Annotated in this window: 15 protein-coding genes; 4 read left to right on the top strand and 11 right to left on the bottom strand. The window is 71.3% G+C overall.

Features of this window, described 5'->3' with window-relative positions; translation table 11 throughout:
* Positions 1-33: 33 nt before the first annotated feature.
* The 6 genes from ACOZ38_RS06850 to ACOZ38_RS06825 all read right to left on the bottom strand — a co-directional run bounded on the left by ACOZ38_RS06850 (position 34) and on the right by ACOZ38_RS06825 (position 8,137).
* Positions 34-2,607, bottom strand: coding sequence for a bifunctional FO biosynthesis protein CofGH (locus ACOZ38_RS06850; RefSeq protein WP_424529277.1), 2,574 nt, complete (start codon positions 2,605-2,607; stop codon positions 34-36).
* Positions 2,608-2,922: 315 nt separating this feature from the next.
* Positions 2,923-3,846, bottom strand: a complete 924-nt coding sequence (locus tag ACOZ38_RS06845; RefSeq protein WP_424529276.1) for a DNA-3-methyladenine glycosylase family protein — start codon at positions 3,844-3,846, stop codon at positions 2,923-2,925.
* Positions 3,847-3,888: 42 nt separating this feature from the next.
* Positions 3,889-4,992, bottom strand: coding sequence for a sugar phosphate nucleotidyltransferase (locus ACOZ38_RS06840; RefSeq protein WP_424529275.1), 1,104 nt, complete (start codon positions 4,990-4,992; stop codon positions 3,889-3,891).
* A 14-nt stretch (positions 4,993-5,006) separates the two neighbouring features.
* Entirely contained in the window at positions 5,007-6,134 is a 1,128-nt protein-coding gene (locus ACOZ38_RS06835; protein WP_424529274.1) for a glycosyltransferase family 4 protein, read from the bottom strand.
* Positions 6,135-6,362: 228 nt separating this feature from the next.
* On the bottom strand, positions 6,363-7,286 hold the full coding sequence (locus ACOZ38_RS06830) for a lysylphosphatidylglycerol synthase domain-containing protein (RefSeq protein WP_424529273.1): 924 nt from the start codon (positions 7,284-7,286) through the stop codon (positions 6,363-6,365).
* Entirely contained in the window at positions 7,283-8,137 is an 855-nt protein-coding gene (locus tag ACOZ38_RS06825; RefSeq protein WP_424529272.1) for a methyltransferase domain-containing protein, read from the bottom strand. Before ACOZ38_RS06825 ends, ACOZ38_RS06830 begins: the two co-directional genes overlap by 4 nt.
* 155 nt (positions 8,138-8,292) lie before the next feature.
* Between ACOZ38_RS06825 and ACOZ38_RS06820 the strand changes: the two genes are divergently transcribed.
* Positions 8,293-9,237, top strand: a complete 945-nt coding sequence (locus ACOZ38_RS06820) for a lysylphosphatidylglycerol synthase domain-containing protein (protein WP_424529271.1) — start codon at positions 8,293-8,295, stop codon at positions 9,235-9,237.
* Here the strand turns inward: ACOZ38_RS06820 and ACOZ38_RS06815 are convergent.
* From ACOZ38_RS06815 to ACOZ38_RS06795, 5 genes are all read right to left on the bottom strand, one after another.
* Entirely contained in the window at positions 9,192-10,268 is a 1,077-nt protein-coding gene (locus ACOZ38_RS06815) for a glycosyltransferase family 4 protein (protein WP_424529270.1), read from the bottom strand. The two genes, ACOZ38_RS06820 and ACOZ38_RS06815, sit on opposite strands and share 46 nt — an antisense overlap.
* Position 10,269: 1 nt before the next feature.
* The gene (locus ACOZ38_RS06810; protein ID WP_405144851.1) at positions 10,270-11,163 is read right to left on the bottom strand and encodes a glycosyltransferase family 2 protein; all 894 of its coding nucleotides are present in this window, start codon (positions 11,161-11,163) and stop codon (positions 10,270-10,272) included.
* Between the two features lie 115 nt (positions 11,164-11,278).
* Positions 11,279-12,178 carry a permease-like cell division protein FtsX gene (locus tag ACOZ38_RS06805; RefSeq protein ID WP_424529269.1) on the bottom strand — a complete coding sequence of 300 codons (900 nt, stop codon included), beginning with the start codon at positions 12,176-12,178 and terminating at the stop codon, positions 11,279-11,281.
* 71 nt (positions 12,179-12,249) lie between these two features.
* Positions 12,250-13,185 carry a permease-like cell division protein FtsX gene (locus ACOZ38_RS06800; RefSeq protein ID WP_424529268.1) on the bottom strand — a complete coding sequence of 312 codons (936 nt, stop codon included), beginning with the start codon at positions 13,183-13,185 and terminating at the stop codon, positions 12,250-12,252.
* Positions 13,186-13,218: 33 nt separating this feature from the next.
* Positions 13,219-15,327 carry a hypothetical protein gene (locus ACOZ38_RS06795; protein WP_424529267.1) on the bottom strand — a complete coding sequence of 703 codons (2,109 nt, stop codon included), beginning with the start codon at positions 15,325-15,327 and terminating at the stop codon, positions 13,219-13,221.
* 116 nt (positions 15,328-15,443) lie between these two features.
* On the opposite strand from ACOZ38_RS06795, the gene ACOZ38_RS06790 reads away from it, so the two are divergent.
* From ACOZ38_RS06790 to ACOZ38_RS06780, 3 genes are all read left to right on the top strand, one after another.
* Entirely contained in the window at positions 15,444-17,006 is a 1,563-nt protein-coding gene (locus ACOZ38_RS06790; RefSeq protein WP_424529266.1) for a hypothetical protein, read from the top strand.
* A 146-nt stretch (positions 17,007-17,152) separates the two neighbouring features.
* On the top strand, positions 17,153-19,099 hold the full coding sequence (locus tag ACOZ38_RS06785; protein ID WP_424529265.1) for an LCP family protein: 1,947 nt from the start codon (positions 17,153-17,155) through the stop codon (positions 19,097-19,099).
* Positions 19,100-19,322: 223 nt separating this feature from the next.
* Complete coding sequence (locus tag ACOZ38_RS06780) at positions 19,323-20,963, top strand: acyltransferase family protein (RefSeq protein WP_424529264.1); 1,641 nt, start codon at positions 19,323-19,325, stop codon at positions 20,961-20,963.
* The last annotated feature ends 58 nt before the right edge of the window (positions 20,964-21,021 follow it).

Genomic DNA, 21,021 nt, shown 5'->3' with positions numbered 1-21,021 from the left:
TCTGATAAGCCGTCCTGTCGGACGGGACCGCGACTACGGCGCCAGCAGCGGGACGGTCCTCCGCACGCTGCGGCAGACGCCGTCACTGGCCCTCGCCGCCGCGACGCGCTCCTCGGACGGCCGGCCGTACCCGGTGACGCGCTGGCGCAGCGGGCGCCCCGTAGGCTCCACCATCGCGGCGATCTCGGTGATGGTCTTGTACGACCCGTTCTCCGACCCGGCCATGCGGCTGATCGTCTCCTCCATCAGCGTGCCGCCCAGGTCGTTCACGCCGCCCGTCAGCACGGCCCTGCACAACTCGTCCTGGAGCTTCACCCACGAGCACTGGATGTTGTCGATCGCGCCGTGCAGCATGATCCGCGCGAGCGCGTGCACGGCGCGGTTCTCCCTGGGGGTCGGGCCCGGCCGGGCGATGCCCGCCAGGTAGATCGGCGCGCTGTGGTGGACGAACGGCAGCAGCACGAACTCCGAGAAGCCGCCGGTCTCCTCCTGGATGCGACGGATCAGCCGGATGTGCGCCACCCAGTGCGCGGGCGTGTCCACGTGCCCGTACATCATCGTCGAGGTCGTCGGGATGCCCACGCGGTGGGCGGTGGTCATGACGTCCACCCACTCCCTGGTGGGGAGCTTGCCCTTGGTCAGCACCCAGCGCACGTCGTCGTCGAGGATCTCGGCCGCGGTGCCCGGCAGCGAGTCGACCCCCGACTCCTTCGCCGCCACCAGCCAGTCGTGGATCGACATGTTGGTGCGGCTTGCGCCGTTCATGACCTCCATCGGCGAGAAGGCGTGGACGTGCATCTCCGGGCACCTTGCCTTCACCGCCTTGGCGATGTCGAAGTACGCCGTGCCGGGCAGGTCGGGGTGGATGCCGCCCTGCATGCAGACCTCGGTCGCCCCCGCCTCCCACGCCTCGGCCGCCCGGTCGGCGACCTGGTCCAGGGACAGGGTGTAGGCGTCGGCGTCGGTACGCCGCTGCGCGAACGCGCAGAAGCGGCAGCCGGTGTAGCAGACGTTGGTGAAGTTGATGTTGCGGTTCACGACGTAGGTCACGTCGTCGCCCACGGCCTGCCTGCGCAGGTCGTCCGCGACCCGGCACAGCTCCTCCAGGTCGGCCCCGTCGGCGCTCAGCAGGGTGAGGGCCTGGGCGTCGGTCAGCCGCGCGGGGTCAGAGGCGGCCCGGCGCAGCGCCTCCCGCATGTCGGCGCCGATCGCGGTCGCCGCCGGCGCGCCGTCAGGGGCGGGCGTCCGCTCGCGCAGGGCGTCCCAGTCGCCGTAGACGTTGTCGAAGTCGTCGCGCCTGTCCTGCGAGCGGCCCGTGGAGTCCACCTCCACGTGCAGGTCCGTACGGCCGGTCGAGGCGAACCCGCCGTCGGGCTCCTGCCACGGCCGGCCGGTGGGGATGGCGTCCAGCGCCAGGCCGGTCTCCGGGTCGGCCAGCGCGTCCACGTGGCCGCGCAGGCGCGGGTCCAGCCACGGCTCCCCCGCCAGGACGTACTCCGGATAGATCGTGAGCCGCTCCTTGAGCGTGAACCCGGCCTCGGCCGTGCGGGCGGCGAGCTCCTCGATCTGCGGCCACGGGCGCTCGGGGTTCACGTGGTCGGGGGTCAGCGGCGAGACCCCGCCCCAGTCGTCGATGCCGGCCCTGATCATCAGGCCGTACTCGTCGCCGATGAGGTTCGGGGGCGCCTGGACGCGGGTCTTGGTGCCGAGCACGAGCCGGGTGACCGCGATCGTCGCGGCCAGCTCGTGCAGGTCGGCGTCGGGCATGCCGCGCATGGCCGTGTCCGGCTTGGCGCGGAAGTTCTGCACGATGACTTCCTGCACGGCCCCGTACTCGCGGGAGACCTTCCGGATGGCGAAGATCGACTCGGCGCGGTCGGCGACGGTCTCGCCTATGCCGATCAGGACGCCCGTGGTGAACGGCACGTTGGTGCGGCCGGCGTCCTCCAGCACGCGCAGCCGTACGGCCGGGTCCTTGTCGGGCGAGCCGTAGTGGGCCTCGCCCTTCTCCTCGAACAGCCGCCGGGAGGTCGTCTCGAGCATCATGCCCATGGACGGGGCCACCGGCTTGAGCCGCTGCAGGTCGCGCCAGGTCATGACGCCCGGGTTGAGGTGCGGGAGCAGCCCCGTCTCCTCCAGGACGCGGATCGCCATCGCGCGCACGTAGGACAGCGTGTCGTCGTACCCGTGGGCGTCCAGCCACTCTTTGGCCTGGTGCCAGCGGTCCTCGGGGCGGTCGCCCAGCGTGAACAGGGCCTCCTTGCACCCCATGGCGGCGCCCTTGTGGGCGATGTCCAGCACCTCGTCGGGGCTGAGGAAGGCGGCGGGGAGCTTGCCGGGCGCCGTGGCGAACGTGCAGTAGCCGCACCGGTCGCGGCACAGCCTGGTCAGGGGGATGAAGACCTTGCGGCTGTAGGTGACGACCCCCTCCCGTCCCACCGAGGCCAGCCCCGCGTCCCGCACGCGGCCGGCGTATTCGAGGAGCCGGTCCAGGTCGGCTCCCCGGGCATGCAACAGAACCGTGGCCTCCGTCACGTCGAGCGCCTTGCCGTCCCTGGCCCTGGCCAGCGCCCGCCGCATCGCGGCGTCTGTGGGGTTCACGTCCATGGAACGCACAGTACGGAACCGCCCGGGCCCGGCACGCGGGCGGGGTCCCGTAGATCAATCCGTCTTTAGCGATCCTTAAGTGTAAGAGTCACGAATTCTCGATAGACGTAAACATATGCAGAGGAACACAATTACAGGGTCACTCCTCCGCATGCTCCAAGGAGACCCCGATGTCCTGGTTGGTTCTCGCCTTCATCGTCGCGGCGGCCCTGCTCGCCCCGTTCTTCGGCGCCGACTCGCGTGACGGCCGCGACTGGAAGCCCAGCACGCCGCCGGCCCCGGACGAGCGGCGCTCGTACCCCCCGCGGCCGCCGCTCAGAAGGCTCGATAGTCGCGAACGGCCATCCGAGGTCCGCGTGCCGGTGGCCTGCGCCCGCCAAGTTCGAGCAGGCGGGTGATCCGGTGGCGGTGCCCCAGGTAGGGAGCGAGCAGCTCCAGCATCCCGGCGTCGTCGGTCTTCCGGCCGGTGAGCGACCATCCGACCAGCGAGGGCAGGTGGTAGTCACCGACCGAGACGGCGTCCGGGTCGCCGTGGGCCCGCTGCCGCGTCTCCGCCGACGTCCACACCCCGATGCCGGGCAGCGCGCGTAACAGCCTGTCGGCCTCCAACGGCCCGGCCGCCTCCAGCTTCTCCGCGTGCAGGGCCGCGTTCACGATCGTCCTGGCCCGTACGGCCTCCGCCCCCGCGCGGTGCCAGTCCCACGAGGGGACCTTCCGCCACACCTCCGGCTCGGGGAAGACCCGCATGGCCGTGGGCGCCGGACCCGGCGCGGGCTCGCCGTGCTTCCGCAGGAGCCACCGCCACGCCCGCCACGCCTCCCGGCCGACGACCTTCTGCTCCAGCACCGCGGGCACCAGCGCCTCGAAGACCCGCAGTGTACGGCCGACGCGCAGCCCGCCGTGCCGCGAGGCCAGCTCCCGGATGAGCTGGTGGCATTCGAGCCCCAGCCGCTCGACCAGCCCCTGGAAGGCGGAGATCTCGTCGTCCGCGCCGAGGAGCCGGGGCAGCGTCTCCAGCATCCACTCGGCCCCAGGACCCCACGCCTGGGCGACCACGACGGCCTCGCGCGCCTGGACCGTGACCCGGAGCGTGCCCGCCCCCTCGGGCGTGCGGCAGGTGCGCCAGATCGCCCTGTCGGGCGCGACCTGCCAGGCGGGGTCGCCGCTTCCACGGCGATGCGGCGCCAGCGTGCGCTCCACGTCGAGGGGCCCGTCCGGGCGCCACCTGCGTTCTCGCACGATGTCAGGCTATGGGTGGTCTGGAGCCCACGGCGACGTCGATCAGATGTCGCTGGAGAAGCGGACCGCGCGCGTGGGCAGTGTCACCCCTGGCCAGACGCGGGCGCCGGCCAGCAGTTCGTTGCCGGGGCCGACGACGGCGCCGTCGCCGATCACGGCGTTCCGCAGCACCGCCCCCGAGCAGACGCGGGCTTCCACGCCCACCACGGAATCGACCACCGTGGCACCCGACTCCACCACGCACCCGGCGTACAGCACGCTCCCCCGTACGGAGGCGTCGGACTCGACGACCGCCTGGGGACCGACGACCGTGCCGCCCGCGACCTTGGCGCTCGGGGAGACCCGGGCCTCCGGCAGCGCGAGGAACTCCCCACAGGGGCCGGGAAGAGCCGGAGAGGCCAGGCGGCCCAGCACCAGATCGCACGACCCCTGGACGAAGGCCGCGGGGGTGCCCACGTCGAGCCAGTAGGACCGGTCGGCGTACCCGAGCACCAGCTCGCCCGCGGCGATCATGCCGGGGAAGGTCTCGCGCTCGACCGACACGACCTGGCCCGAGGGGATCTGGTCGATGAACGACCGCTGGAACACGTAGCACCCGGCGTTGATGCGGTTCGTCACGGGGTTCGGGGTCTTCTCCAGGAAGGCGGTGACCCGGCCGTCCACGTCGCTCGGCACGCAACCGAACCGCGACGGGTCGTCCACCTCGGTCAGGTGGAGGGTGACGGCCGCCCCGCGCGAGACGTGCAGCCCGACCTGCTCCGAGATGTCGTGCCCGGACAGGATGTCGCCGTTGAGCACGAGCACCGGGGCGTCGGGGCCGCAGGTCAGCGCGTCGGCGGCGTTGCGGATCGCCCCGCCCGTGCCGAGCGGGGACTCCTCGGTCATGTATTCGAGCGAGAGCCCGAACGCCGACCCGTCACCGAACGCCTCCTCGAACATCGAGGCGCGGTAGGAGGTGGCGAAGACGATGCGCCGCACGCCGAACGACCTGGCTCTCGCGAGCTGGTGGGCGAGGAACGGGACGCCGGCCGTCGGGAGCAACGGTTTGGGGGTGCGCAAGGTCAGAGGGCGGAGCCGAGTGCCCTGGCCGCCGACGAGGAGAATGGCCTCAAGGTGCGCCGACTCCGGCGAGTAGCTCTCCGTCACACCGTGAGGCTAGCTCACTGATCGACCGCGCGTTGGTAGGACACCATATGCGCCTCGGCCGACGCATCCCACGTGAACTCCCGCGAACGGGCGATACCGGCCGCGGAGAGCGACGCGCGCCGCTCCTCCGACTCCAGCAACGTCTTCAGGGCGTCTCTGATGCTCTCGGCGTCCGGCTCGGTGTAGGCGACGGCCTCGCCGCCGACCTCCGGCAGGGACGTGCGGTGGGTGGTGAGCACGGGCGCCCCGCAGGCCATGGCCTCCAGCACGGGCAGGCCGAACCCCTCGCCGCGCGAGGGGAACGCCACCACGACCGCGCCGCCGAAGAACCCCGGCAGGTCGGCGAAGGCCAGATAGCCGGGGCGGACGACCCGCACGGTGACGGGAAGCTCGCTGATCGCGGCGTTCACCTCGTCGTTCCAGCCGGCCCCGCTGGCCAGCACCAGGGCAGGCGGCGACGGCAGATGGCTGACGGCCTGGCCGAAGCCCTTCACGAGGTTCGGAACGTTCTTACGGGGCTCGAAGGCTCCGAGGAAGGCGACATAGGGACGGCCGTGCAGGCCGAGGCGGCCGACCGTCCTCTTGATCTCCTGCTCGGACGGCGGGTGGAACAGCCCGGTGTCGACCCCGTGGTAGGCGACGTCGATGCGCGTCGGGTCGGCCGCGAGCACCCGCACGAGCTCGTCGCGGGTGGCCTTGGACGGCACGATCACCCGCGTGGAGTTGCGGACCGCCGTGCGGGTGGCGGCGCGGAAGAAGGAGGCCCTGACGGTGTTGTGCTGCTCGGGCTCGGTGAACCACGTGACGTCGTGCACGGTGGCCACCGTGGGCAGCCCTGAGTGGAGCGGGATCGAGTAGAAGGGGGCGTGGATGACCTGCGCCCCCACCTGGCGGGCCAGCACAGGTATGCCGGTCTGCTCCCAGACGAGCCGGGTGCCCCTGCTGGAGATCGCCGGAGGACCGGCGAGGATGCGGGCGGAGGGGGCGATCTTCCCGTATCGCTCGGCGTCGGCTCGCTGGCAGACCACCGCGAGATCGGCGCCCGCTCGGTCGAGAGCGGCAAGGAGACCGTCGACATAGCGGATCAGGGCCCCGCGATCCGCGGGAACCGCTGCGGCGTCGACGAGCACTCGGGGCGTCAAGAGCGATCGCTCCTCTCAAGTCTCCGGGCCGGTCAAGGACGGAGACCAGATGCGGGCGAAGGCCGCCTGCTCGTGCGAACCGGCGGGGTCACTGAAATGTCCCGCCGGCTGCCGCCGGCACCGTCGCCGCCGATCCCCATCAGCTTCACTCTATTGCGAGGCTCCCCGAATCCGTGAGAGAAATCACAGGCCATTTCATCCTTCTCGCCGGCGACCAATGGGGAAACATCAGTCTCTCCGAGCGGTCGCGGGGACGGCCTCCGCGCGGCGCGCGGCCAGGCCGGCGAGCCCGGCGCAGACCAGGTCTCCGGCCGACACGACGAGCCGCGAGCACAGCGCCGCCGCGATCGTCGAGCCCCCGTCGAGCACCGGCGCGAGCGCCGCCACCATGGCCACCTCGCGCACGCCCGCCCCGGCGGGAGCGATGACGACGATGAAGCCCAGGCACCAGGCGAGCGCGAACGCCCCGAGGGACAGCACCAGCGCCCTCGCCCCGGGGGCGCCCAGCCCGGCCACGATCAGCGCCAGGTGCACCCCGTACGCCGCCCAGCCCGCGAAGGCCCATCCGACCGAGGTGAGCACGCCCCTACGGGTCAGCGGGCGCTCCAGCGGGGGCCGCTTGATCAGCTTGAGCCCGAAGCCGAGGACGGCGTTGACCACGCGGGGATGCAGGCCGACGACCAGCAGGGGCAGCAGCAGGAGCATCCACGCGTAGCCCGCCACCGAGTCGCCGGCGAACGCGGGCAGGGTCACGAGGGCCACCGCGAGACCGCTCACCAGATAGATCGGATATGTCAGGAAAAAGGCGGCGGCGCTGCGGGGGCGCGGGACGCCGAGGTCCTTGCCCATCTCCATCTGGGCGAGCACCGGCCAGAGCGACCCGGGGATGTACTTGCCGAGCTGGCCCACGAAGAACACCTTGGCCGCGTCGGTGAACCGCAGCGGCGACCCGAGATCGGCCAGCAGCGCCCGCCACATCATCATGCCCGCCGTCAGGGCCGCCAGCACGGCGACGAGAGACCCGGCGAGCAGCGGCCAGGAGAGCCTGGTGAAGCCGTCGGCCACCTCGGTCCACCGCCCGGCGATGGCCCAGGCGCCGAAGCCCAGCGCGACCAGCAGGAACGCGAACCTGACGAGCTTCTTGCGTGTCACGGCGTGCGTACCGTGCGTACGGGCTCTGGAGGCTGCGGGAGGGACGTGCCGAGGGGCCGGCGCGGGGTCTTGGTCGCGACCCACAGGTAGGTCGGCACTACCGGCAGCAGCGCCCGCAGCGCCGTGCGAGGAGTGCGCGCCAGCGTGCCCTGGGCGGCGCGGCCGACGGCGCCGGGGAACAGCTCGGTGCCGGCGAACCGCTCCGGCGAGGCGAGCACGGGGAACGAATAGTCCCAGACGTGGAAGTCCCCGAGCATCCGGCGCAGCCCGCCCCGTGTGCGGAACCGCTCGTAGTAGTGGTCGGCCCGGCCGGACGCGCGCACGTAACGGTCGGCGAGCGACGGCGGCAGGTACGACAGGAAGGGCAGCTTGTAGTGCGGCTCCATCACGCCGAGCCGGTTGCCGAGGCCGAGGTACAGCACGCCGTCGTCGGCGAGCACCCGGTGCATCTCCTTGACGACCGCGTCGGGGTCGACCACGTGCTCGTAGATGTGGTTGAAGACCAGAACGTCCATCGACCCGTCGGGGAAGGGCAGCGCGGTGCCGTCGGCGCAGACGAACTCCACCCGCTTGCCGAAGCGCTCGGCCGCCCTGCGCAGGGCGGGGACGTCGATGTCCACCCCGAAGGCCCGGCGGGCGCCCGCAGAGGCCAGCTCGTCGGCGATGAACCCGGCCGAGCAACCGATGTCGGCGACCGTCAGCCCGTCGAGCGCCGGGGAATCGGGATCGCGGCCCAGGAAGTGCGCGAGCACAGCGATGATCTTGGCGGCCTTGCGGCGTCGCTTGGCCTCGTCCAGCATCGCGGCCTGGAGCTCGGAGTACTCGAGCTGCGCCACGCGTTCCTTACCCACGCCGCCCAAGAGTAGTGGGTTCGGGACCTCTGCTCCCTGTGCACGGCACTCGTCCGCCCGGCCCGGCCATGGACGGCACCTTGTGGAGTACCGCGTGGAGTAAGGATGCGGGAAAGGATCTACCGGCCGGTAACGAGTGGTCGTACGCTGGGCGGATGCTGAGCCGCCTGCGGTCGAGTCCCCTGCTCCGGGTGGGACTGGCGCTACTCGCCCTGGCCTTCCTGACCTACGGTCTCTCCAGGAACTGGAACGACTCCGTAACCGCGCTGAGCAGGCTGTCGTGGTGGACGGTGGCCGGGTCGCTCGCCGCCGTCCTGATCGGCCTCGCGTTCATGCTGCTGGCCTGGCGGGCCGTATTGGCCGGGTTCGGGTCCACACTGCCGCTGGGCGTCGCCGCCAAGGTCCTGTTCATGGGACAGCTCGGCAAGTACGTCCCCGGCTCGGTGTGGGCGTTCGCCGCGATGATGGAGCTGGCCCGCGACCACGGCTCCCCGCCCCGCCGCACGTTCGGCGCGACGGTGGTGGGCCTTGTGACCTCGCTCGGCTGCGCGCTCGCGCTCGCCGCGGTGACGCTGCCCCTCACCTCACAGGCGGTGGCCAGGCAGACGTGGTACCTGCTGCTGCTGATCCCGCTCATCGTCGTCGGCCTGCATCCCCGGGTGCTGACCTTCGGGCTCAACCTCCTGCTGAGGATCGGGCGCAGGGAGCCGCTCGACCGGGTGCTGTCCGGGCCGGCGATGCTCGTCGCGACCGCCTGGACGATGATCGGCTGGCTGTTCTACGGCGTGCACATCTGGCTGCTGCTCACCGACATGCGGCCCGGCGGCCCGTCGCTGTTCGCGGTCGCCGCCGGGGCGTACGCGCTCGCGTGGGTCACCGGCCTGCTCACCGTGATCGTCCCGGCCGGCATCGGGGTCCGCGAGGGCGCCATGGTGCTGGTGCTCGCACCCGTGCTGGACGCTCCCCGCGCGCTGGTCATCGCGATCGTGTCCAGGCTGGCCTTCACCCTCGCCGACGTGCTGTGGGCCGGGCTGGGCTTCCTGCTGGCGCGCGGTCAGGCCTCCGCGGACAGCAGGGCCTCGGCGTACGTCGCCCAGTAGGGGTCGGGGTCCACGGCCTTCACGCCCTGGCGCAGCCGCTCGGGCTCGCCCTCGGCGTAGAACCGGGTGATCGCCTCGGTGAGCGCCTCGGCGGAGCCCGGCTCGACGAGCAGCCCGTCGACCCCGTCGGTGACGTGGTCGGCCAGCGCGCCCACACGGGTGGCGATCACCGGCAGGCCGTGCTCGTGGCCGAGCCAGGCGTTCTGGCTGGCCGTGGCGCTGCGATAGGGCAGCACGAGGGCGTCGGCGTCGCCGAACAGCGCGGGCAGGTCGCCGGCCGGGACGTACCCGGGCCGCAGCTCGACCCGCTCGCCCAGCCCGAGCTCCGCGATCAGCGCTCGCGTCTCGTCCAGCCCGCCCCAGAACTCACCCGCGACCGTGAGCGAGACGCCCGGAACGCGCGCCAGCGCGCGCAGCAGCAGGTCGAGCCCCTTGTACGGCCGGACCATGCCGAAGAACAGCAGCCGGTGCCGCACGCCCCCACCGGGTCTGGCCTCGGCCGTCGTGGGCAGGTGCGGCGGGAGCGCGGCGACCCGGACCGGCGCGGACGCCAGGTCGCGGGCGAGCCCCGCCTGCTCCTCGGAGTGCGCGAGCACCCGGTCGACCCGTCGCAGCAGCGCCTTCACCAGCGGCGCGTCGTACGGCTTGCGCTCGTGCGGCAGCACGTTGTGGCAGAGCGCGACCACGGGCGTGCCGCGGCGCAGGCCGTACAGGACGCCCAGGTAGGCGGGCACCTGCACCGGGCTCAGCAGGGTCAGCACGACGAGGTCGGCGCGGCGCAGCCGCCGCCCGCAGCGCACCCACCCGTCGGGACGGCGCCAGTCAAGGTCGCGCCGGATGCCCGGGAACGGCCGGCCCTCGGGCGCCGAGATCGTCTGCTGCCCGGGATACAGGAAGGAGGGATACTGCGCGCGCCAGGACTCGATCACGGCGTCGTGGCCCAGGGCCGCCAGCCGGTGCGCCAGCTCCGTGGTGTGCTGCGCCCCGCCGCCCTTGTACGGGTAGGCGGGCCCGACGATGGCGACCCGCACGTCAGGCGCCCCGGGACCGGACGATCAGGTCGGCCAGCAGCGCCAGCGATCCGATGATCAGGCCGGAGAGGAAGAGCATGACCGTGCTCGCCGGGAAGTAGAACGGGTGCCGGAACATGTCGACGACACCCTTCCCCAGGCCGATCACGACCAGCCAGATCGCGGGCGGCATGAGCACCTTGAGCGGGTTGAAGTACATCACCATCCGCAGCACCTGCAGGATGTAGCGGTAGGCGTCGGAGATGAAGCTGAACTTCGACTTGCCCGCCCGCTTGCTGTACTCGATGGGCATGTAGTGCACGTCGTGCTGGTTCGACAGGAACGCCAGCGTGATCGTCGTCACGCAGGAGAAGCCGGGAGGCAGCAGGCGCAGGTAGGGCAGGGAGACCGACTTCCTGAAGGCCCGCAGGCCGGAGTTCAGGTCGGGGATCTCCTGACCGGCCAGCCGCTCGGCCACCTTGCGGATGAACCACTTGGCCGGCACCCGGAGGATCTTGTGCGAGCCCTGCTCGCTGGTGCGCGCGCCGACGACCTGGTCGATCGTCGGGTCCTTCTCCAGGAGCTGCACGAGCTCGGGGATGCGCTCGTTGGGGTAGGTCATGTCGGCGTCGGTCCACACGACGATCTCGCCGAGCGCGTCCTGCGTGCCGATGCGCCGCACGGTGCCGGAACCGCCGTTGCGGTGGAAGGCCACGATGCGCATGCTGGGAAACCGGGGCGCGGCCTCCTGCAGGCGGGCGAGCGTCTCGTCGGTGGAATGGTCGTCCACGGCGACCAGCTCGTAGGTGTAACCACTGACGTCCATGGCGCCGCAGATGCGCTCGACCTCTTCGATGACGTGGTCCTGCTCGTTGTAGCAGGGCAGGACGATCGTCACGTACGGCTTCGCTTCCACGGCGGATCCAGTCTCAGGCGTCTCGGTCACACTCACGTCGGGCGAGGATACAGTGCCCAGCCCGCCTTCGAATCCACCTCTTCCTCACCTGGGACTCTTCCCACCCGCCCGGCCACTACTCCGCGCCGTACATCTCGCTCGCCAGGACTCCCGGCATGCCCTTGACCGCCCTGCGGACCAGATCGGCGACCTCGGTGGTCCGGCCCTTCACGTGGAAGGCCTCGACCACATCACCCTCGGCCGGCCCCTTCGTCTCGGGAAAGTAGTGCTTGAAGAGCATGACCGCGTGCGCCCGGTCCTCGAAGTAGACCTTCTCCACACCGTCGACCGAGCGGATGCGGTCGACGATGGCCTGCTTCTGGTCCTCGGTCATCTGCCGGTTCGCCGGGGTCCCGCACTCCTTCTGGAAGCCGTCGCCGCACAGGTAGATGGCGAGGTCGGCCTTGTCCCTCCAGAAGGTCGTCGGGGAGCGCGACACATTGCGGACTCCGGCGAGGGGCCTCACCCGCTCGGCGAACCGGGGATAGTCCGCCGAGCGGCGCAACGTGCCCTTGAACGAGTTCTGGAAGTACTCCGGCCTGATCCCCACCCGATACTTCTCTTCCAGGAACTGCGACGACGACCGGCGCCACATCTGGTAGGCGTCTTCCCTGCTGATGTACCTGACCGAGGTCACCTCCGGGATGGCACGCAGGGCGTCCTCGACGCGCCCCGGGTCATCCGCGATCTCGAAGACCCCCTCCGCGCAGGGGCGGGGCAGGTCGGAGTCGCACAACGTGACCGTGAACCCAAGTTGCTCGGGCAGGGGACCGGCCGGGGGCGGAAGCGCCTTGCGGGACTGGTCAGATAGGTACCGGCCGCCGCCCGCGAGCACGCCCAGCAGGACGAGCACGGCGACACCGGCGGCCACCAGCCCGCGATGGGCCGACACCCAGGCGCGCAACCGCGGATCCCGGTCCGGATCGCCCCCGAACGACAGCTCCTCTGCTCCGGTGCCCCCCGCCGGTAAGTCCATACGCCCCACTTTCCCGATCAGCGCCGCCCCCGGTCAACCGCCGCCCCCGGTCAACCGCTGCCCGCGTACGGCTAACGGCCGCCCGGCTCACCGATCCTGCGGACCATCCGGACCCCCGGCATGTCCTTGATCGACTCGCCGATGACCTCGACGGCCCGGCGGTCGGTGAGCTTGACGTACAGCGACTCCGTCATGTCTTCCATGCTCACGATGCCCGGGTCGCGCGTGCCCGTGTCTCCGGGGGCGTAGTGCTCGCGGATCTTCCTCGCGTGGGCGCGGTCCTCGAAGTAGATCTTCTCCACCCCGGGGATGTCCCAGAGACGGTCGACGATGTCCCGCTTCTGCGGCTCGGTCACCGATCGGTCCTTGATGCCGGTGCACACCAGCCCCGGGCCCTTCGAACAGAGGTCGATCGCCACGTCGGCCTTGCCCACCCAGAACGTGGCCTGGGACCAGACATAACTCACCCCTTCGATGGATCTCACCCGCGCGGCCACGCGAGCGTAGTCGCGGGTGCGCACCGTCCCTTCGAAGTACGCCGGGCTGATGAAAAAGGTCTGGTCGGGCGCATCGAGCGTCCCGCTGAGGACACGTGACGTCCAGAAGGACTTGTTCCGCTCGCCGCGGGAGACAATCCGCTCCTCGGAGAACCGGATCGTGGCGATCTCGGGGACGGCCCGCAGCGCGGCCTCGATCCCCGACGGCTTCTTGGCGGCCAGTTCATCCGACGGTGTGCATTCGGGGGATGGTGACCACTTGCCGCAGAGGCCGACCGCGAAGCCGAGTTGTTCGGGCCAGGGCCCGTCCGGCGGCGGCAGGGGCCTGCGTGACCGGTCGTACAGGTACCAGCCACCGCCTCCTGCCAGGCCCAGCACGACGACCACCGCCACGCACACGGCCAGCAGCCTGCGGTGGGCCGATACCCAGGTCCGTAACCACGGCTCCCGGTCGGGGTCGCCTCCGAACGACAACTCCTCGGCTAAAGGCGGGTTCGCGGGCGCGTCCATGGCGTCCACTCTCTCGATCGGCGACGCTCAAGGTCAACTTGTCGGGGGGACGGCCATCCAGACATCGATGGTCAGTGACCAGGTGCCGTTCGGGGGGTCGACCAGGGAGCGCTCGTCCTGGCGCGTGCGGAGTTTCACGACCTGTGTGGCCGGGCCGTACGGGGCGAGCTGGGCCTGCTGGGCCGCGAGGACGACCGGGCTGCGGCCCGCGGAACGGATGTGCCCGGCCAGGCGGGTGACGTCGGCGGGCGCCGCGACGTTGATGTCGGCGTTCGCCCCCGCGGCGGCGCCCGCCTCGCCGGAGAGGCGCACCTGGGCCACGGGAAGGCGGCACATGCCGCGTACGACCTGGGTGAACCGCTCGCCGGTGACACGCTCGACGATCAGGACGGAGGCGTCACGGGGCAGCGCCTCGCAGAGCTTCGCGACCTGCGCCGACTCCCCCCGCTCGATGGGCGAGAACGCCGTGCCGATCGAGGTGACCACGGCCGGGAGGAGCACCAGCGCACCGCCGGCCGCGAGGAGCGACCGCTGGACACGCGGGCCGTACCCCGCCTGCCGCGCCCTGGCCCACATCCAGCGCAGGCCCCAGACCGCCAGCAGGATCAGGCCGGGGACGATCACCGGCACGAGCCGCCGCGACGCGAAGGGGTGGTCGGGCGTGATGGCCGGACGCCAGAGCGTGGTGACCGTCGTCCACCCGATGATCGCCAGCGGCAGCAGCCAGACGAACCCCCTGCCCAGCGCCATGCGCCGCGCCAGCACCGCCGCCGCCAGCGTGGCGAGCACGACGACCGGGACGCCGACGTACCAGATCACCCAGTAGAGGGAGTTCTCGTAGTAGAGACGGCTTGGGTCGGGCGGCAATCCGTTGGCCACTTGCGTCATCACGATGAACTTCGCGTTGAGCACGTCGCCCTCGGCCTTGGCTACACGGTGCACGGTCTGCACCCAGGGACGTGCGGCCAGGCCGAGCGTCACCAGGACCACCAGGCCCGCCGCCAGGCCGGGCAGCCATCGCGCCGCCCGCCCGCCGCGCATCGCCTTCCAGCCGGCCGGGATGATCCTTGGCCCGAGGACCGCGCCCGCCACCGTGGCCGCGAGAACGACCGCGCAGATGGCGAGCAGCGGAAGGACCGAGTCGGACAGGTACGAAAGGTAGGGCCTGGCCAGGCTGTAGGCCGCCAGGAAGCCCAGCCCCACACCCACGGCCAGGCCGCCGAGCAGCGGCAGGCCCATCCGCGCGTACCGCTCGCCCCGGCCCTGCCTGCGGCGCAGCGCGATCAGCAGCCCGGCGTAGGCCAGCACGGGGAGCACGTCCCTGAGGCCGTCGATGCGCACCAGGACGGCCAGGCCGAAGACGAGCCCGGCGAGCGCCGCCGCGCGCGGCCGGGCGCGGGTGTCGAGGGCGAGCGCGATGCCCCCGAAGATCAGGATCAGCGACGGGATCTCGCTGAACGTGGTGCGCGAGGTGTAGAGAACCGGCAGCGCGACCGCGAAGGCCAGCGCGGAGAGCGGTGCCCAGCGCGCCCCGGCCAGCCGGGCGACGACACCGGCGACCGTGAGCACGGCCAGGCCGCCGAGCACGGGGGGCACCAGCAGCAGGCCGGAGACCCCTCCCAGCCAGTGCCCGATGGCCTGGACGATCGGCGCCCCGGGCATGAACTGCGGCACGATCGCGCCGCCGTAGTCGTAGACCCCCACACTGCGGGGGACCAGCGCCGGATCGGGCCCGCCGAACGCCGCCGTGCCGTACGGGATCGGGAGGGACCCGTGGTCGGCCAGCCAGACGGCGTACTGGGCGTAGGTGGCGGGGTCCCTGCGTATGACGAGCTGCTCACTGTGGAAGATGCCGTTGAACACCGCCGAGGCGGCCGCGATGCCGCAGGTGGCGGCGACGTGCCAGACCGTGGCGTCGGCCGCGTCATCCTCGCGTTCGAGGCGCGCGCCGTACACGCACAGGGCGACGGCGAGCGCTCCGCCGAGCAGCAGCATGGGCAGCGGGCGGAACCAGCCGAGCAGGAGCAGGGGCAGCCCCGCCAGCAGCCAGCCCGCCAGCGCGAGGGCAGGCATGATCGACACCGCGGCGAGCACCCGGCCCGCCGACGGCCATCGCGAGTGATCGAGCCAGGTTCCGTCCATCTGTTGTGCGCGAGCCTAGCCTCAGGAACGCCCCGCGTGGATGCGGGCACGGCCTGTGGGACCAGGTAGCGTACGGCCCGGCCGCGTGGATCGTTCGGGTGTGGGGGTATGGAGTGGTGGCTGCCGGGTGGGACCGCGTCGTGCGGACCGGCGGCGGTCTGCGCGAAGCGGTCGAGCGGCTCCTGATCGCACCGTCACGCGGGCTCCTCATGGGGCTGCCGGCCCGTGGGGGCGCACGTGGCGTGGCCGGGCGGCATCGGTGGTTGGTCGTGGTGGTGGCGGCCGGCGCGGTGCTTCGGGTGGTGGCCATGGCCGGCTACCGGCCCGCGCTGTGGTTCCCCGACTCCTACACCTACGTGGTCACCGCGATGCGGCCCCGCCCCGACCTGGTGCGGCCCGCCGGCTACTCCATGTTCCTCAGACTGCTTGAGCCCTTTCACAGCTTCGGGTTCGTGGTGCTCGTACAGCACCTGCTGGGCCTCGCCACGGGCGTGCTGGTCTACGCCGCCGTGCTGCGCCTGCGCGGGCGGCGCGGGGTGGCGGCACTGGCCGCCGCGCCGGTGCTGCTGGACGCCTACCAGGTCGAACTGGAGCACCTCCTGGTCTCCGACACGCTGTTCATGTTCCTCGTCGTGGCGGCCGTCTTCGTCGCCATGGGCCCCCTCACCTGGCGTACGGCCTGCGCCGCCGGCCTGCTCCTGGCTACCGCGACGCTCACCAGGACGGTGGGGCTGCCGCTGATCGCGGTCGTGGCGGCCTGGCTGCTGGTCCGGCACGTGAGCCGGCGACTGGCGGCACGCCGGTCGGGCACCGCGCTGACCGGCGGGCCGCGCCTCGTGGGCGTGCTCGCCGTCGTGGCCCTGCTGCCGATCGCCGGGTACGCCGCCTGGTTCTCCTCGACCTACCACCGGTTCGGCATCGTGGGCTCCAACGGGGTCTTCCTCTACGCCCGCACGATGTCGTTCGCGGACTGCGGCGTCATGCGCCCGCCTGCCGACCTCGCGGTGCTGTGCGACGCCACCCCGCCCTCGCGCAGACCGCCGTCCCAGGAGTACGTCTGGGACGCGGGCTCGCCGCTGGTCGCGCTGCCCGGCATCACCTTCACCGCGGAGACCGACCGGCTCGCGGGGCGGTTCGCGTTCCTGGCCCTGCGCAGCCAGCCGGTGGACTACGCGGCCTCGGTGCTGTCCGAGCTGGCCCGGTCGTTCACGTGGGGCCGTCCGGTGTACCCCGACCAGCAGATCTACGACCACTATGAGTTCCCCGCCGCTACGCCCCCGCCGCCTGACCGCGACCCCGCCACGGCCGGGGCGAGGTTCGCCGTGCGCTACGAGCGGGGTCCCATCGGCACTCGCGTCGCGGAGCCGTTCGCGGGCTGGATGCGGGCCTACCAGAACGTGGTCAGGCTGCCGGGCACGGTGCTGCTGGCACTCCTGCTGGTGCCTCCCGTGGTCGCGGCCGTACGCAGGCGCCGGGGCGGGCGTACGGAGGCGTCCTGGGCGCTGCCGTGGGTGACATCGGTGTCCTTGCTGGTCATCCCGGCCGCGACCGCCGAGTTCGACTACCGGTACGTGCTGCCCGCGGTGCCGCTGGCCTGCCTCGCCGCCGCGCTCATGACCACCGGACGGACGGATCAGTCAGAGATGCCACTACCTGCGAATTCTGTGAATTTCAAGTAAAGCGGCGGATTAGGATATTCCAGCAAATATCCTCCTGTCGGTAAGCTTGGCCGCCGTGTCGACCCCTCTGGAGTATTCATGATCATGAGCCTATTCACCCGATCATGCTGCCCAGAAGCGGGCCGGTGACCTAACCTCATGACGAAATGAGCGAGCACCGACACGGCGCCACGGTCAGGGACCAACGTGCGGATCCGGGCCAGCCCGGCCGCAGGTCGAGCCGAGGCCGGGCGCCGGAACCCCCAGACGGCCTCCCCCCTGCCGAGGCCGAGCGTCCCCGCCGCCGCCGGTCCGCCCCCCAGGGACCGCAGGAGCCCGAGCCCCCCTACGGCCGGCAGGATGCCTACGGCGCGCAGGACGCGTACGGCACTCAAGACGCGTACGGCGCGCAGGACGCCTACGGCTCCCGCGATCCCTACGGTGCGCGCGACGCCTACGGTTCCCAGGACCTCTACGGTGCGCCAGACTCCTACGGTGCGCAGGCCGCCCCGCCGGTCGAGGAGAAGCGCTCGCGCCGTAGGGCCGTCCCCGCCGAGCCCGCTCCCCCGCCACCGGACGACCCCGGCCGGGGCGGGCGGCGCCGAGGCGGCAAGGGCCCCCGTGACCCGAACGGCGGTCGCATGCGGGTCATGGCCTACATCAGCATCGCCCTCACCGCCGTGCTGGTGCTGCTCGCGCTCACCGGGTACACGCTCTACCGCAACCTGCTCGGCAACCTCCGCGTTGAGGACGTCACCGGCGACCTCAACGCCAACCGGCCCGTCAACGCCACCGGCGCGCTCAACGTCCTGCTCGTCGGGTCCGACTCCCGCGCGGGCGACAACAAGAAGTACGGCCAGCACATGGCCGGCGAGGGCGAGCGCACCGACACGATCATCCTCATGCACATCTCGCCGAACCGCGACAAGGCGACGCTGATCAGCTTCCCGCGCGACTCGATGGTGCAGATCCCGGCGTGCAAGAACGCTCAGACGAAGGCGGCCCTCGCCCCCCGCCTCGACATGATCAACTCCGCCTTCAACGAGGGCGGCATGGCCTGCACGATCAACACGATCGAGGCGACCACCAACATCCGCGTCGACCACTACATCAAGGTCGACTTCACCGGCTTCAAGAGCATCGTCGACGCGCTCGGCGGCATCCAGATCTGCGTGCCAACGGCGGTCGACGACAAGCAGGCCAAGCTGCACCTCGATAAGGGCAAGCAGATCGTGAAGGGCGAGACCGCGCTCGCGTACGTGCGTGCGCGCCACTCCATGGGCGACGGAAGCGACATCAGCCGCATCAAGCGCCAGCAGATCTTCCTCTCACAGGTGGCGAAGAAGGCCACCAGCGGCGACACCCTGACCGATCCCGGGAAGCTCCTGAACCTCGTCACCGCCGCCGCGCGGTCGGTGGTGATGGACCCGCAGCTCGACGTCGACACCCTGATCCAGATCGCGCAGAGCGCCCGTAGCCTGACCGCCAAGGGTGTCAAGTTCGTCACGGTTCCCTGGGAGCCGTACCCCGCCAACAAGAACCGCGTGCAGTGGAAGCAGCCGGACGCCGGGAACATGTTCGAGTCGCTGCGCACCGACGTCGAGGTCACCCCGACGGCCAAGCCGAGCGAGGCGTCGTCCGCCTCGGCCGGGCCCGCCAAGCCGGCCATCAAGCCAGGTCAGGTGCGGATCCAGGTGGTCAACGGCACCAACACGGCGGGCAGGGCCAAGGAGGTCGCCGAGGCGCTGGCGGCCCAGGGCTTCAAGGTCACCCAGGTGGGCGACGCGCGCAAGCCCGACGGCACCGACCGGCCGCAGACCATGGTCCTTTACGCCAAGGGCTCGGCCGACGGCGCCGACTACGCCGCTCCCGTGGCCGCGAAGCTGATGACCAAGGTCACCCCCGCCGCCGGCAAGGTGACGGCCGGGCTCATCACCCCCTTCACCCCCACGGCGGCGCCCACGCCTTCCGCCGGTACGGCGGCCACGCCGCCGCCCGGCAGCCCGGTGATCCAGCTGGTCATCGGCGCCGACTTCAAGGGCGTCAAGGTGCCGGTCACCATCCCTGACAGCGCTCGCGTGGTCGACTCCAAGACGGACGTCTGCAGCACCTGAGCCGATCAAGGAAACGGCCCGGTCTCCCTGTGGGACCGGGCCGTTTCTCATGATTCCCCCAGGTCCAACTTCCGGCTCCGTCGCGACAATCCCTGACGAGGGCGTTATGGTGGATCACCTGGCAGGCGTGCCCGCACGCTCCATTCCGCCGCATCCTTCGAGGGCACCTACCAGTGTCAGAAGCTACCCCTGGTCTCCCGACAGATAGCTGAGCGTTTCCCCCGTGAGTGACACCAGATCCTCCTTCCAGGTTCCGGCTCCACGCACCGACGGCGTCTCCACCGACGCCGACGAGGTAGGGGCCACCGCCAGACGAGGACAGGCACCGACAGACCCTGCCCCGGAAACGGACGCCGGCGAGGATGCGCCAACGGCGCGCTGGCCCGTCCCCGACTACGCCGAGCCCCCTACGGGCGCGTGGGACCGGCAGCGGCCTCACTCCGGTGAGCACGCCCGGGAGCCCCTGTGGCCGGTCGCCGAGCAGGCCGCGAATGCCACCAGAGATGGCGTCCACGGCCGGCCGGGCCAGCACACGGCCGAGGACGACCCCGAGACGTTCACCTTCGACAAGCCGAAGTGGGACGAGCCGGCGTCCGGCGCTGCCGTGCGCGAGGCGCCCGCCGCACCGGTTCCCGCGTGGGAGGCGCCGCCGCAGCCGCAGGAGCTGCCTGAGCCGCCTAAGGGCACCGCCTCCGACGGCTTCTCGTACTGGGAGCGGCGCCCGGTTCCTGATGCCTCCCCTGCGGCTTCCGCGGGGGCTCCGCCCGCCTGGGCCGGGCAGCCCGGTGTCCGGCAGCCCGGGCGCGCCGGCGAGGCCGCGTGGGACGACTCCACGCCCGAGGCAGAGGAGGCCCCCGCGCCCGCGCCGGTGAAGCGCCCGCGCGAGCCGTACCTCGACAACGTGAAGTTCGTGCTCATCGCGCTGGTCGCCACCGGGCACTCCCTGGTGCCCACGCTCGCGACGCACTCGGCCCGGTCGGCCTACCTGTTCATCTACGTGTTCCACATGCCGCTGTTCGTGCTCATCAGCGGTTACCTGAGCAGGAACTTCTGGAACTCCAACGCCAAGACGAACAAGCTCGTCGACACCTTCCTGGTGCCGTACGTGATCGTGGAGATCGGCTACGCCGCGCTCCGCTTCGCGCTCGGCCACAAGTGGAGCCTGACGATCATCGACCCGGCCTGGCTCAACTGGTACCTCCTCGCCCTGCTCCTCTGGCGGCTCTCCACGCCGGTGTGGAAGCGCATGCGCTATCCCCTGCCGATCGCGGTCGCCGTCTACCTGCTCGCCGGGCTGTCCGATCTGCCGGGTGACTTCAGCATGGACCGCTTCTTCGGTCTGATGCCGTTCTTCGTGCTCGGCCTGTGGCTCCAGCCGCGCCACTTCGACATGCTGAACCACCTCTGGGTGAAGATCGTGTCGGCGGTGGTGCTCGTCGGGGCCGCCGGGGTGGCGATCCTGATCTCCAAGCGCGTGCCGCTCGGCCCGATCTACTACAAGGACAGCTACGCCAAGCTCCACCTGTCATGGTGGATGGGCATGGGCATGCGCACGGCGCTGCTGATCGCCGCGCTGACCGTCTCCGTGGCGGTGCTGGCGCTGGTGCCGCGCAGGACCACCTGGTTCTCCGACCTCGGCACGCGCACGCTCTACTGCTACCTGCTCCACGGCGTTCCGGTGCTCATCGCCAAGGAGATGGGCTGGCTGAGCTTCCCGTGGCTGCACGGCCCGCTCGGCGTCATGGCCATCACGAGCAGTTGCTTCGCCCTGGCCATTATCCTGTGCCTGCCGGAGACCCGCACGGTCTTCAAGTGGCTGCTGGAGCCCCGCCTGGTCTGGCTCTACCGCAGGCCCTCCTCGTAGGGCCACCCGGCGCCCGCCTCAGGGGCTGATGTTCAGCGGCATTTCCATTCTGATTCAC

This window comes from Sphaerisporangium viridialbum (assembly GCF_049674955.1).
GTDB lineage: Bacteria > Actinomycetota > Actinomycetes > Streptosporangiales > Streptosporangiaceae > Sphaerisporangium > Sphaerisporangium viridialbum.
This window is presented reverse-complemented; position numbering and strand designations above follow the sequence as displayed.